General features: G+C 41.2%; 12 protein-coding genes and 1 pseudogene. All 13 read right to left on the reverse strand.

Annotation, left to right across the window (positions count from 1 at the left end; all coding sequences use genetic code 11):
* Window positions 1–40: 40 nt before the first annotated feature.
* The 13 genes and pseudogenes from AB5642_RS01240 to AB5642_RS01300 all read right to left on the reverse strand — a co-directional run bounded on the left by AB5642_RS01240 (window position 41) and on the right by AB5642_RS01300 (window position 13,103).
* Window positions 41–892 (reverse strand): DegV family protein, encoded by an 852-nt coding sequence (locus tag AB5642_RS01240; protein WP_173735590.1) that lies wholly within the window; start codon window positions 890–892, stop codon window positions 41–43.
* 27 nt (window positions 893–919) lie between these two features.
* Window positions 920–1,675 (reverse strand): N-acetyltransferase, encoded by a 756-nt coding sequence (locus tag AB5642_RS01245; protein WP_148462030.1) that lies wholly within the window; start codon window positions 1,673–1,675, stop codon window positions 920–922.
* 30 nt (window positions 1,676–1,705) lie between these two features.
* Window positions 1,706–1,926: pseudogene (locus tag AB5642_RS01250) on the reverse strand (amidase); the annotation flags it as partial.
* Between the two features lie 180 nt (window positions 1,927–2,106).
* Window positions 2,107–3,156: an FUSC family protein gene (locus AB5642_RS01255; protein ID WP_173735589.1), complete on the reverse strand. Its 1,050-nt coding sequence runs from the start codon at window positions 3,154–3,156 to the stop codon at window positions 2,107–2,109.
* A gap of 80 nt (window positions 3,157–3,236) precedes the next feature.
* Window positions 3,237–3,956 carry a response regulator gene (locus AB5642_RS01260; protein WP_118578082.1) on the reverse strand — a complete coding sequence of 240 codons (720 nt, stop codon included), beginning with the start codon at window positions 3,954–3,956 and terminating at the stop codon, window positions 3,237–3,239.
* Window positions 3,949–5,586, reverse strand: coding sequence for an ATP-binding protein (locus tag AB5642_RS01265; protein WP_243879963.1), 1,638 nt, complete (start codon window positions 5,584–5,586; stop codon window positions 3,949–3,951). Before AB5642_RS01265 ends, AB5642_RS01260 begins: the two co-directional genes overlap by 8 nt.
* 38 nt (window positions 5,587–5,624) lie before the next feature.
* The gene (locus AB5642_RS01270; RefSeq protein ID WP_173735588.1) at window positions 5,625–5,900 is read right to left on the reverse strand and encodes a hypothetical protein; all 276 of its coding nucleotides are present in this window, start codon (window positions 5,898–5,900) and stop codon (window positions 5,625–5,627) included.
* Between the two features lie 38 nt (window positions 5,901–5,938).
* On the reverse strand, window positions 5,939–6,586 hold the full coding sequence (locus AB5642_RS01275; RefSeq protein ID WP_173735587.1) for a TrkA family potassium uptake protein: 648 nt from the start codon (window positions 6,584–6,586) through the stop codon (window positions 5,939–5,941).
* An 18-nt stretch (window positions 6,587–6,604) separates the two neighbouring features.
* Window positions 6,605–7,942 carry a TrkH family potassium uptake protein gene (locus AB5642_RS01280; RefSeq protein WP_173735586.1) on the reverse strand — a complete coding sequence of 446 codons (1,338 nt, stop codon included), beginning with the start codon at window positions 7,940–7,942 and terminating at the stop codon, window positions 6,605–6,607.
* Window positions 7,943–8,146: 204 nt separating this feature from the next.
* Window positions 8,147–9,508: an MATE family efflux transporter gene (locus tag AB5642_RS01285; RefSeq protein WP_173735585.1), complete on the reverse strand. Its 1,362-nt coding sequence runs from the start codon at window positions 9,506–9,508 to the stop codon at window positions 8,147–8,149.
* A gap of 176 nt (window positions 9,509–9,684) precedes the next feature.
* Window positions 9,685–11,790, reverse strand: a complete 2,106-nt coding sequence (locus AB5642_RS01290; RefSeq protein ID WP_173735584.1) for an ATP-binding protein — start codon at window positions 11,788–11,790, stop codon at window positions 9,685–9,687.
* A gap of 33 nt (window positions 11,791–11,823) precedes the next feature.
* On the reverse strand, window positions 11,824–12,033 hold the full coding sequence (locus AB5642_RS01295) for a hypothetical protein (protein WP_173716001.1): 210 nt from the start codon (window positions 12,031–12,033) through the stop codon (window positions 11,824–11,826).
* A gap of 245 nt (window positions 12,034–12,278) precedes the next feature.
* Window positions 12,279–13,103 carry an AraC family transcriptional regulator gene (locus tag AB5642_RS01300; protein WP_368371416.1) on the reverse strand — a complete coding sequence of 275 codons (825 nt, stop codon included), beginning with the start codon at window positions 13,101–13,103 and terminating at the stop codon, window positions 12,279–12,281.
* Window positions 13,104–13,317: the final 214 nt, after the last annotated feature.

Genomic DNA, 13,317 nt, shown 5'->3' on the forward strand with positions numbered 1-13,317 from the left:
AAAACTATACTGTGCAGTTTTATAAAAAGGGGGGCATGCTTTACGATTTTGCAATATACAACACACCTAATGTGCCAGGTCCACAATGACTTGATATAACACCACCTGCCCTGGTTTCCAATATCTCATCAAAAACGCCAAGCTCTTCCAGATAAGCCCGCACTTTCTCTACAGTTTCCTGTTTACAGCCAGAATGTGTTATGAATACACGTTCTGGTCTCGCATTTTTTAAATCTTTTTCCATATCTTTAACATAGTCCATGATAACAGAATTAATTTTCCCCCGGTATTTCTTAGAAGCATTCATGGCGCCATTTTCTACTACAATCCTGGGATGCAGTTTTAAAATACCTCCGGCCATAGCCGCTACTGCATTGCAGCGTCCACCGCGGTATAAATAGGTGAGGGTATCAACCACAAAGCTTGCTCGCACATTTGGCTTTAGCCTCTCTATCTCAGAAACAATCTGGGAAGCTGTCCGGTTATTCTTTGCCATAATTGCAGCCTCTATTACAAGAAGACCGATACCTGTAGAAAGATTTGCAGAATCGATTACCTTTATCCTGTCAGAAGCCCCCAGCTCTTCAGCAGCAAGGCGCATCACATTTCCAGAGGTGGACATACCTGCTGAAATAGAAAAGCAGACAATTTCCCTTCCAGCCTCTGCATATGGGCGGAAAAGTTCCATGGCATCTGCCAGGGCAGGAGCAGAAGTTTTAGGCGTTGTCTTATTTGCGTCAGACCAGGTATAAATCTGATCCGGGGTAATGTTTTTTCCATCCTCATATTCCTTATCACCCAGAAGAATATGAAGCGGAAGAATGTCAATATCATATTTTCTCAATAATTCCTGCGAAAGGTCGCAGGTACTGTCTGAAATAATTTTTACCATATTTTTTCTCTCCTTAATAATCCCGATTCATTTTCTATCAGATTCCCGGCCTACAAGAGCCAGAAATTTTTTATCAGACTGTATTCCCTGTGTCAGAAATCTTCCATCTCTGAATAGTGCATACGTTGTCACCGGTGCAGGAACGTTCTGTGCGGCTTCTCTGCTTGTAACATGAATTACCCTGAAAGAAATATTGTGTTCTTTTGCCACTTCCGCCACACGGGGCACCCAGTAACAGGTAAAGGGACATTGATCTGTATAGTAAAGAACAAATCCTTCCTCTTCTACTTTCGGGTGTCTTGCACATTCTTTGAATTTTGGCGGCTCAGTATCTGTGTCAAATGGTAAATACATAAGAGTGATTCCGCAGTCCGAAGTATCTGCAACAGAAAATCCCTTAAATTTTAAATACTTCGGGTCTGCCAGAAATTCTTTCTTTCGCCCTTCTGAAGACAGAATACAGATTCCCTTTTTCCCTTGTTCTTTTGCATCACGAATGCATTCATTCAGCAAATCATTGGAATAGCCGTGTCCCTTCATGGAACCGGAAACCCATAAGCAGTTAATATATATATATCCGTCTGCATCAATGGGCACCCATGCATTTTCTGCAGGAATATATTCAATAAAACACTTTCCGCGCTCTGCACTCCGATAAAAAACCAGTCCTTCTTCAAAACGCTGTTTTAACCACTCTTTTTTTACGATACTGTTTTTTCCTGACATAGCACAGCAGATATGTTCCTTGTCAATGTTTTCTTTTGTAATTCTAATATAATGCATAATATCACCTTTCCCAGATATCATGATTGCTTAAATAACCTTGATCTGACACGCTTTCATGGCTTCCAGAGCCAGTTCATGACTCTCTGGCGTTACTCCTGCGCAACAGAGCGAATCTACAATGATTGGCACTTCCGGCAAAAATGGCTTCCAAAGGTAGGTTTATCAATGGGACCAGATTCCAGAAGCTCTGCAATCTCCTCCCTGATTTCCCAACCATAGGTACCGCGGATGCAATGCTCTACAGGAAGCCATATGAAATACGGCATGTTTTCTAAAAAGCCTATTTAAGCTAACTATACCACGTTATTGAGATTTCGTATACTGCAATAGGCTGATTTCAGCGTATATATTTTTGAAATTTTATATTTTCTATTGCATAAAAATAAGCCATTCAGTCAGAATTGCATCCAACCAAATGGCTACTTATATCAGTTTTCTCCTGCCATTTTTTTTGACATACCCCAATAAAACACAGCGCAAAATACCAGAGCAAAAACAACACCAAATACATTCTGAATCACTCTGAGGCTGACTGCACCCTTTAATCCATAACTCTCTGCAGCGATAGCCAAAGCGCCAAATGTATTAAATACAGCCTGCCAGCCATATTTTGCAGAAAATCCCACACCGATTCCACCAAGGATTCCTATGTATGCATAGATGGATGACGGAAGCAGGAAATACAATGCTGTAAAACAAAGAACTCCTGCAATATTTCCCACAATTCTTTTCTTCACTCTGTACTGCATGTCTTCCATAAACGGTAAGATCGCTGACATAGCTGCAATACCTGCCCACATTGCACGTGGCATTTTAAAAAGCTCTGCAATACAAAGTACAGCCGGTACACACAGGATCTGGCATAACTGCCATTTTGTCCTGGAAGAAGAGAGATCAAATTCCTGCAGTACATCCTGTATCTTTCTTTTATAAACCCGGTTTCTGTGATTCCGATAAAATACCAGACAGGTAAGTACAGCTCCTGCTGCCATTCCCACCAGTCTCATCTCATAGCTTTTCCCTGTTACGTCATATCCATACAGCAACAGATATCCAAGAACGAGTGTGGACTGATTAAACATAAATGGATTATGACAGCCGAACAGAATCAGCACTGCCAATGCAGCAATATTTAACAGCATTCCCGGTACCGGGGAAAGCTGATTTGCCAGATGTGGACACACAGTCATAACTGCGAAAAACAAAGCCAGAAGTATGGTAGACTGTCCGGTATGGATTCCGAGATCGGCATTTCGAAATACCATAAGACATAATAAGACAACGACACCTACAATACTGTTCTCATTTCCAAGCAGAATGCTGAAAATAGTAACAAATAAAAAACAAAACGCCATTGTGACCGCTACCTTCGCCATATATACAAACAGATGATAGATTTTTTCTTTTGCGGTCTCACTTTTTTTCAGCAGGTCTTTTGAACCTGCCTGATTCAACTGAAGTTCCTGATAAAATGTCATATAGCACCTCCCGTTTTTATGCAAATAGGCATTTTATCACAAACAGGAAGGTAATTCAAGAATGATTTTTAAGGAAATAATTACCTGGCCAGACTATTGCTTTCAATTCTGATCATACGATATCCGATTCCAATATGCGTCTGGATATATTGCACACCATTTTTTTCTGGTTCCAGTTTTTTTCGAAGTGTTGCCATAAAAACGCGGAGGGAAGCAATATCATTTTCAGAACACTGTCCCCAGATCTGCTGGGTAATAAATGTATGTGTCAATACTTTTCCCACATTACGGGATAAAAGGCAGAGCAGCTTATACTCAATAGGAGTCAGATGTAATTCTTCACCCTTCAGATATGCACAGCCAGCCGAATAATCGATCTCTAATTCACCATTTTTAAAAACAGAGGTTTCCTGCTGTTCTCCGGTCTGCGTTATTGCAAGTCTCCTTTGCGTAACACGAATACGCGCAAGCAATTCCTCCACGGAAAACGGTTTTGTAATATAATCATCTGCACCAGCGTCCAGTGCTTCAATTTTATCTGTATCCTCACTTCTGGCACTGATCACAATAATCGGCATGTTCGACCAGGTACGGATTTTCTTTATTACCTCTACCCCTTCCATATCTGGAAGCCCGAGATCAAGAAGAACAATATCCGGATGATGAGAGGAAGCTTCCAGAATGGCCGAAGAACCATTCTCTGCTGCCAGATATTTATAGTCATGTGTTTTTAGCGTCGTAATGATCAGATTTCTTATAGGTCTGTCATCCTCAACCACCAGAATTAATGTTTTATTCATTCAATGTCACCTCACTTAAAGGTAAAGTAAAAGTAAAATTACATCCATGGGGATCATGGTCCGTCAGAATCAGGGTTCCGTCATGGGATTCTATAATAGAGTGACAAAGCGCCAGCCCCAGTCCCAGACTTCGGTGACTATCCGCAACTGTTGTTTTGCCGGTATAAAACATCTGGAAAATATGCGGCTTCATTTCTTCCGGAATCCCAGGTCCATTATCCTCCACGCTTATCTGCGCTTTTCCATCTGTTTTAGTTCCCCGGATGCTGATTACAGTACCTGGCGGCGTATATTTTATGGCATTGTCAATTAAATTTACCAGAACCTGTATAATAAGGCGGACATCCATACGTGCAAGAACAAGTTCTTCACAGTCAGTTACGATTTTATAATCGTCATGCTTCCGGCTGATATGCCGCAGAGCCTCTGCGATCACCTCATCAAGCAGCTGATCTGTAAATTTGAATTTCAGTCTTCCATCATTTAGCCTGGTAATGGAAAGCAGATTCTCCACAACTCCGATCAGCCATTCAGAATCATCATAAATGTCCGTATAGATCTGATGCTTTGTAGCTTCATCCAGCCGTTCACTGTTGCTAAGAAGCATGTCTGCATTGCCTGAAATGGAGCAAAGGGGAGTTCGAAGATCATGGGAAATTGCCCGAAGAAGATCTGCCCGCAACTGTTCGTTTTTTGCTATCACTGCATTTTTCTCTTTTTCCATGGCATTTTGTGCGTTTTCCATTGCAAGTGCACATTCATTTATCACGGACAGCAGGATACTGTATTCAAAAGAGTCCAGTGTTTCTTTCTGCAGCGGTATTCCTATTACTCCATAAACATTGTTCCCGCTCCGGATTGCCAGATATAAGCATTTGGCCTGTGGAAAATGATGTGTGGATGCACCGGCACGCTGTCTGTTTTCATAGGCCCATCTGGCTATCTTCAGTTCTTCAGGTGTTAAAAAATCTTCCGCGTCCTCTTTTTCCTCTCCAGAGAAAAGCTTCCCTTCTGATAATGCTCCATTTTCTACTACATATGCTGTAATATTACGATTCAGCAGGCGAAGGAGCTGTGTACAGGTAACATCAAGAATCTCTATCTCTCCTTTTGCTTTCTGCAGCAAACGGTCTGTATCAAACAAAATCTGTGTACGAAAAGCAAGCTGTGCAGAAAGCTTTGCATGTGTTTTCAGCTTTGCCGCAAGTGCCCCTGTAAGTACGGATGAAATTAGCATTATGAGAAAGGTCACCGGATAACCCACTGCATAGGTCTGAAAAGACATCCTTGGTTCTGTCAGAAAAAAGCAAAATAAAAAGACACTTAAGAAAGAACCGGCTACACTGCATAGATAACCATCTGTCACAATGGAAGTAAGCAAAACCCCCAGAATGTATATGGTTACAATATTCGTGTCCGTGAAATCCAGCTTCTGAAACAGCAGACCAATCAAAGTACATACTGCAAATATAAAAACTGTCAGAAAATAATCCTTTGCAGACGGTTTTTCCATATACCATGTAAATGACCGTTTCTGGTAGTTTCCTGTTTTGACCGTATCCGGAATAATATGGATATCAATATCCGGTTCGTCTGTTTTTTTATTATCCTCTTCAATTCCCAGACTCATCCTGCCAGTCCCCTTTTTCTGCCTTTTTTGCAATTATATCATGCGACTGTATTATGGTCAAAATTCTTTTTTTCATACCCGGACTGTCCATCAAAAATTATAATTTCAGCTTCCTTATATTCAATTTTACACTCATGAATCTCTCTTAACAATTCTTCATCTGAAAGAGTATTCAAAAACAATGTCTTCGATGACTGCTGTTTTTCTTCCATATTTTCCTGAATTTCGCCCCAAAACTGATCTGCTTTATTTGCAATATAAAATCCAAGTCCAAACATACAAAATACAGTAACTGCCAATATTCCTTCTGCCATTGTCTTCACCTCTATAGCAGCCTCTCCATAACAAATGACTATATTCTGAAACATTTCTGAAGGGCTCTGTATTCTCCTAACACCAGTAATTTATGATTCTCTTCAAAATACGTATCCGGTGAAATTGCAATACCAAATTCTCCTTCATTTTTTACTGCCAGAATATTAATATTGTAGCGTTTTCTGATATCCAGTTCTCCTACTGTTTTTCCAACCCATTCTTCCGGCACTTCCACTTCAAAAATCGCATGGGATGCATCCACCTCCATATAGTCGAGGATGTGATCATCTGTGTAACGGATCGAGGCCCACTTTGCAACCTGCTTTTCCGGGTAAACCACTTTATCCGCACCATTACGCAAAAGGAATTTTTCCTGAACATCACGCTCAGCCCTGGATATCACCAGTTTCGCTCCCAGTTCTTTCAGAAGAGAAGTTGTTTCAAGAGAATTCTGAAAGCTTCCTCCAATGGTTACAAAACAGATATCGTAATTTCCTATTCCAAGGGAACGTAAAAATTCAGCATTGGTACTGTCACCAATCTGCGCATTGGTCACAAATGGTAATGCTTTATCTACTCTCTCCTCATTCCAGTCAACTGCCATAATTTCATGTCCCAGCTGATTCAGCTGCTTAGCAATATGTCTTCCAAATCTTCCAAGTCCAATAAGCAATACATTTTTCATAATTATATTTTCTCCTTCTTATCCAACTGTTATTTTCTCCAGAGGCAGTTTTGCATTTCCCCTGTTTCTTCTTGAAAGCACCGCATAAATCAGAGTCAGACCACCTACACGCCCCAGATACATCAGTATAATCAGCACAATTTGCGAAAACATATGAAGCTTCGGTGTAATTCCCAGTGTGAGTCCTACTGTTCCCACAGCTGAAGCAGCTTCATACAGGCAGTCTAAAAGAGGAAGCTCTTCATATACACTGATTGCAAGTCCGCCGCAAAAAAATAACGTAAAATAAAGCATGGCTATTGTCGCCGCATTTTTTATCACATGGTATTCCAGCCTCCTGCCAAAAGCCCCTGCATTTTCCTGGCTTCGGAATGTGGCAATTGCATTTAACAAAAGAACTGTAAACGTTGTGGTTTTCATTCCACCAGCTGTAGAACCAGGTGAACCGCCAATCAGCATTAACAATATCATAACAGCTTTTGAGGCTTCACTCATCTTTGAAATATCAATCGTGTTAAATCCGGCAGTTCTTGTAGTTACCGATTGGAACGCCGCAGCTAATAAGCGATTCCCTGCGGATAGATTTTTCAAATCACAGGTGAAGAAAAAAATGATCGGAATTAAAATCAAGCATGCAGTAGTCACAAGGATAATCTTGCTTTGCATGCGATAACGTTTAAACTTCATTTTGTTGGTATAAATATCGTCCCAGGTGAGAAAACCGATTCCCCCTATGATGATCAGAAGCATAATCACTACATTTACAAGAACATTTGCAGAATACCCGGTCAGAGAGGGAAAAGGATTTGCAGATGTTCCCAGAATATCAAATCCTGCATTACAAAAAGCGGAAATAGAATGAAAGACTGACAGCCAGATTCCCTTTCCCTTGTAATCCCATAAAAAAACCGGCAGCAGTAACACTGCCCCTGCAGCTTCAATCAAAAATGTCCCCTTTAAAATAAACCTTGTCAATCTGACGATTCCGCCAACCTTAGGCGCGGAAATCGCATCCTGCATGGTACTTCTCTGCATAAGGGATATTTTTTTACCGGAAAGAAGGGAAACAGATGCAGCCACCGTTACCACTCCCAGACCGCCTATTTGTATGAGTATAAGAATAATCGTCTGTCCTGCCAGAGACCAGTAGCTTCCGGTATCCTTTACTACAAGCCCGGTTACACATACCGCCGAAGTGGCTGTAAAAAGAGCCTCATGAAACGGAGTTGGTATTCTATCTACAGATGAAAATGGAAGCATTAAAAGAATGCTTCCCAAAAGGATCACTCCTGCAAATCCCAGAATTATTAGCTGAAAAGATGTCAGATGTTTTTTCTTATATGATTTTTCCGGCATAAATGATCAAAACTCCTTACGAATGATTACTTTTTTGTTGCACCCATTATATATAATTGCCTTTAAAGATGGTATAAGAGTATCTGATTCTGTATTAAGATTGTATAAAGATGTGTTTCCGCCATATTCAGCCTGAATTCGGTTGCCGTAGCAAAAAAATAAGCCATTCAGTCAGAAACATATCCAACCAAATGGCTTTTATTCTTATCTTCTATCCAGTATTTTATCAAATCGTCTGAAGAAAGTTGAAGTTGTAATGATTGCTGCCAGTATATCGCTGATTGGTTCAGCCAGAAAAACGGCAAATACCTTATTCTGAATGAAAAGCGGCAGAATAAAGATCAGCGGAATCAACAGGATCAGTTTTCTTAAGCATGCAAGCAGCAGACTGACTTTCGCCTGTCCCAGTGCCATAAAGCTCTGCTGACAGGAAACCTGAAATCCCAGTGAAAAAATACCTGCCATATAGATTCTCAGTGCCCATGCGGTATACGTGATCAGATCCGTATCATTAGAGAAAATACCTGCAAAGAGCCTGGGAAACAGAAGCATGATCAGCCAGAAGCAGCCGGTAAAAACCGTGCAGACTGTAAACTGCGTAAAAAATGCTTTTTTAACACGCTCTTTATTGCCGGCACCGAAATTATAACTCATGATCGGCTGTCCGCCCTGGCATATTCCCTGCAGCGGTAAGGTTGCAAGCTGGCTGACACTTGTGATAATAGTCATGGCTCCAACCGCAAGATCTCCGCCATATCTTGAAAGGCTGGAGGTGAAACTGATGGACAGAATACTTTCTGTGGACAACATGACAAAAGTGGATATTCCAAGCCCCAGGCATGGTAAAATAATATTTTTTTGTAATTTGAAATTCTCTTTCCTGAGATGGAGAATGGTCTTTTTTCCTGACAGGAAACGAAGAATCCAGATAGCACCAACAGCCTGACTCAAAACAGTAGCAATTGCAGCACCGCTTACGCCCAGGTCAAATACAAAAATAAAAACAGGATCCAGAATAATGTTGATCACCGCACCGATCACAGTAGTCATCATACTGATCTTTGCAAATCCCTGTGTGGTGATAAAAGGATTCATTCCCATTACGATCAGGACAAAAATACTTCCCAGTATATAAATTCTTGCGTATGACACTCCATAAGGAAGGGTCTTATCACTGGCACCAAACATTGTCAGAAGCTGTGGAGCGAAAGCGAAAAAAATCACCGTAAGGGCCACAGCCATAAGAATAAGAAGCGAAAAACAGTTTCCAAGAATCTTTTCCGCTGTCGCATTATCCTTTTTTCCCATGGAAATTGCAGCTCTGGGAGCACCTCCTGAACCTGCGAGCATGGCAAAGGCATTAATCAGCATAAGAATTGGCGTAAATAACCCCACACCGGTTAATGCTGCCGCGCCAACACCGGGAATGTGTCCAATATAAATACGGTCTACAATGTTGTACAAAAGATTAATGATCTGTGCCACAACAGCAGGAATTGCAAGCTGCGCCAAAAGACGTGGGATTTTTTCCGTTTCCATTGCCTGTGTATTAGATTTACTACTCATATCTGTTTTCTCCTGACAAATTTTTTGACATAAACCAATAAAATATAAACGAATTATGTCTTCTGATTTTAACTCATATATTTGTCAATATCAAGCTTCTTTTCTGATTTTGCAACGATCAAGGATGCAGCTGTTGCTCATTGCACGCATCCTTCCTCCACTGATCAACAGCCTGTTTACAGCTTATGTTTTCTCCTCCAGATACAATCCTTAAGTACATTTACAAGCCTTGCCGGTTCAAGGGGTTTGGTAAGATGCTCATCCATGCCAGATATCCGGCTGTTTATAATGTCTTCTGCAAATGCATTGGCACTCATGGCAATAACCGGTACGCGCTCTGCATCTGATCTTTTCATGGAACGAATTCTCCGGGCAGTATCCCAGCCGTTTAAGTTTGGCATCATGATATCCATTAAAATCACGTCATAATACCCTGGCTCGGACTTTTCAAATTTCCCAATTGCCTCCAGTCCGTCTTTGGCGCAATCCACAAGAAGCCCGTTATCTTCCAGGATAAAGCTGGCGATTTCCCTGTTCAGCTCATTATCATCAACTACTAATGCCCGGAGACCTTCAAGGGAAATCGTATTCTGGTCCTTTACAAAATCTTCCAGTTTCCGGGCTTTTTCTGCTTCTCCGATTTTGAACGGAATTGTCATGATCACAGTTGTGCCGGTTCCCTCTTTACTTTCGATCCGGATCGTGCCGCCCATTCTGTCTGCCAGCTTCTTTGCAATGGGAAGTCCCAGTCCGGTGCCTTCATATTTCGACCGGCTGGTTTCCTTCTCCTGGGCAAAAAGGTCAAACGCATGTGCCACAAACTCCTGGCTCATACCAGGACCATTATCTGCACAGCCAAATTCATACACTACCCGCTTTTCATCTGCAAACTTCTCTTTACACCATACATGGATTCTTCCGCCTGGTTCTGTAAATTTCACCGCATTATCAGAAATCGCATTCAGAAGCCGTTCCAAATAAACAGAATTTCCGGTTAATAATATATGACTTAGCTCTGATTTTTCCCAATCCACAATGCATTCTATATTTTTCTCAGCTGCCTGAAGCTGCTTTTCTGTGTTGATCCTGCTCAGGATTTCTGTCAGATCAAAAGTAAGCTCCTGATCAACAATATCTCCCGACTCCAGTTTATTCATATCCAGTATATCGTTTACAAGGGAAACCAGATATCTGGAGGAATCCATAATCTTATCCCTGCATTTTTGTTGTATTTCAGGGTCATTGGGATAACGGTTTGCCAGTTCAACCATGCCTATGATCCCATTCATAGGAGTTCGGATATCATGGCTCATATTAGACAGAAACCTGGTTTTAACCGCCGCATCCTTCTTTGCTTCTGCAACCTGGTATATAAGAGTCTGCTCCCTTCTCTTCGCATCACTGATACTTCGAATCGCACAAAGAACATGGGTCAGGCGGCCAGTCTCATCCCTTTTCTTCTCAATAAAGCGCAGACTATGCCAGCTTCCATCCTTCATCCGGTATTCCATAACGACGGATTCTTCGTCTTTCATTCGTTCCGGCAGTGTAGAGATATCTGTAAATTTTTCAAAAGCATCCTGATACTCTTCTGCCACCAGTCCACGGCAAACTCTTTTGTTGTTTTCAGACAGAGTACCTGAATGAATATATTTCAGATGCTCCACATCCCTGTTGGAAATTTCCTCAAAATAATCCGCCTGGATATCAATTCTGGAAATATATTGGTACGTTCTGGCAATGGAGGAAATGATCTCATTTCCTAATCTGGCCTCATTCAATGCTTTTTGCAGTTTCTCCTGGATTTCCTTTTCTTTGTAAAGGATACTGTCTATATTGCGATATCCAAGAAAAGCATCAAAGGTCTCATCATCTGTCTTTCCCTTCACTACATAGGCTTCATAATAGCTATCTTTCCCTTCCTTTGAAACACTGTGGTAATGGTAAGTAAACTTCTCTTCATGTAAAAGCCTTCTTTTCATATTTGCGCAAAGATGCCAGTCTATAAACTCTTCTTTCTCTTCATCCAGAATAAAATTGTCTGCATATCTTCTCACATATTCATCAAAATTTTCAGGCGGATGGGGATCTTTCTCCGCCAGCTGCCTGGCATTGGTATTCGCATCCAGTCTCAGTATTTCATATTTGCCGGAATTAAGATCTATCCGGTATAAAGATACATACTCGGGCAATAATCTGCTTAAAACATATTGTTCTTTCACCGGATAATCATTTACATCCTGCCTTTGATCGTCTGTCTTTGTTTTTTCTCGTGAAAGCATAATACCGTTTTAAATTTATCCTTTCTTTTGCTGTTAACATTTGTTTTTGCATGCCAGGCATAAACCACCACGGACGTTTCTGGTGGAGCCGCATAACTTGCAAATCTCTGTTATTTCCGGCTTCCAATCGCTGTCCAGCCTCTTCAGGCCTCCGCTGACCTGATCCAACGCTTCATCATCCAGCTCAACAGCTGCCTGACTCATAGGCTTCATGCTCTCTTTTTTGTCATTCACTTCTTTCATAATAGTTTCCTCCTGTATATGATTTTAATATGATTTCACTTTTTACTATAGTAATTATACAAGTTTTTACTTGTGTCTTCAACTGTTTTTTGGCATTTTAGCCAAAACGTTACTGGTCACTCCGTGACTAGTACATCGAAAATTAAGTATCTGCTATATTGACGCAGGATGATTTCGTGCCGCAATTCTCGGGTTTTCTGTGAACCTTGTTCACAAAAAACGCCTCGCGGAAATAATATCTCTGTTTATTCACGCCTGCTTCGTCTGTACTCCATAGCCGTCATACCGCAAGATTTCCGAAAACTCTGCGCCAGATAGCTCTGGGAAGAAAAGCCTGCAAGATGGGCAATGTCAGAAATATCGTGATCTGTATTTTCCAGAAGATTTTTGCAAACCTCAATCCTGCGCCGGTTCAGATAGTTAATGGGAGAAATCCCATAATATCGGGTAAACTCGTGGCTTAGATAATACTTGTTCAGATGACTTAATGCAGCCAGCTGATCCAGATTGATGTCCTCCCCATAGTTAGAATCCAGATAGCGCTTGATCTGTGCACACTCTTTACTTGGATGAAAAGAAGGCACCAGCTGAAAGCCGGAATCTGTAATCCTGCGAAGCTGGGCAATAAGAATGGAAAGCGTGTGTCTGCAAATCTCTTCATAACCCTCTTTTTTTTCATCTAATTCCTGAAAAAGGGAGTGAAAATAAAACAAAAGATCTGTATTAATCTTCCGGCAGTTGAAAATCTGGAATTCCTTCTGATCCCGGAAAGAAAAACTGATTCCATCCACTCCTACAGTATAATAAGAAAGGGGCGCAGCGCTCTGAGAAGCTTCCGTGTGCAGGATATGTGGATTGATAATGACCAGATCATCCCTGGCAATGGAAAAGCGCTGATTTTCTATAAGAAATTCGCCGCTTCCTCTGGAAACATAAAAAAGCTCCGTAAAAGCATGGGTATGAGGAATGCTGGGCCAGTCCTCTTCGTATCTGGAGGATGAGGCATTCACCAGAACTGCTTCTGTAGAAAGTGGATTATCATTGGAAAAAGAAAAGGAACGTGTACTCATAGATTCTCCTTACGTATCATAAACTATAGTTTGTTGTCTGCGCTGTCAGCTCCCGATATTTCGAATACAGTGTCTGCAAGCAGCAATGAAAAAAGCTCGCACACTTAGAGTACCATGAAACGGAAAATACAGCAAGATTTCTAAAAACCATAGCAACAACTCTGTTGAAAAACAGCTGTCAAAAACGTATTCTTATATTATAGGAAAAACAACC

The organism is Ruminococcus sp. 1001136sp1_2201st1_G3_2201SCRN_220225 (assembly GCF_040924365.1).
In the GTDB taxonomy this organism is placed as follows: domain Bacteria; phylum Bacillota; class Clostridia; order Lachnospirales; family Lachnospiraceae; genus Blautia_A; species Blautia_A faecis.

Excerpts from the sequence above, each read along its gene's own strand:
- AB5642_RS01240 (WP_173735590.1), bottom strand. The coding sequence starts at position 892 with ATGGTAAAAATTATTTCAGACAGTACCTGCGACCTTTCGCAGGAATTA.
- AB5642_RS01245 (WP_148462030.1), bottom strand. The coding sequence starts at position 1,675 with ATGCATTATATTAGAATTACAAAAGAAAACATTGACAAGGAACATATC.
- AB5642_RS01255 (WP_173735589.1), bottom strand. The coding sequence starts at position 3,156 with ATGACATTTTATCAGGAACTTCAGTTGAATCAGGCAGGTTCAAAAGAC.
- AB5642_RS01260 (WP_118578082.1), bottom strand. The coding sequence starts at position 3,956 with ATGAATAAAACATTAATTCTGGTGGTTGAGGATGACAGACCTATAAGA.
- AB5642_RS01265 (WP_243879963.1), bottom strand. The coding sequence starts at position 5,586 with ATGAGTCTGGGAATTGAAGAGGATAATAAAAAAACAGACGAACCGGAT.
- AB5642_RS01270 (WP_173735588.1), bottom strand. The coding sequence starts at position 5,900 with ATGGCAGAAGGAATATTGGCAGTTACTGTATTTTGTATGTTTGGACTT.
- AB5642_RS01275 (WP_173735587.1), bottom strand. The coding sequence starts at position 6,586 with ATGAAAAATGTATTGCTTATTGGACTTGGAAGATTTGGAAGACATATT.
- AB5642_RS01280 (WP_173735586.1), bottom strand. The coding sequence starts at position 7,942 with ATGCCGGAAAAATCATATAAGAAAAAACATCTGACATCTTTTCAGCTA.
- AB5642_RS01285 (WP_173735585.1), bottom strand. The coding sequence starts at position 9,508 with ATGAGTAGTAAATCTAATACACAGGCAATGGAAACGGAAAAAATCCCA.
- AB5642_RS01290 (WP_173735584.1), bottom strand. The coding sequence starts at position 11,790 with ATGCTTTCACGAGAAAAAACAAAGACAGACGATCAAAGGCAGGATGTA.
- AB5642_RS01295 (WP_173716001.1), bottom strand. The coding sequence starts at position 12,033 with ATGAAAGAAGTGAATGACAAAAAAGAGAGCATGAAGCCTATGAGTCAG.
- AB5642_RS01300 (WP_368371416.1), bottom strand. The coding sequence starts at position 13,103 with ATGAGTACACGTTCCTTTTCTTTTTCCAATGATAATCCACTTTCTACA.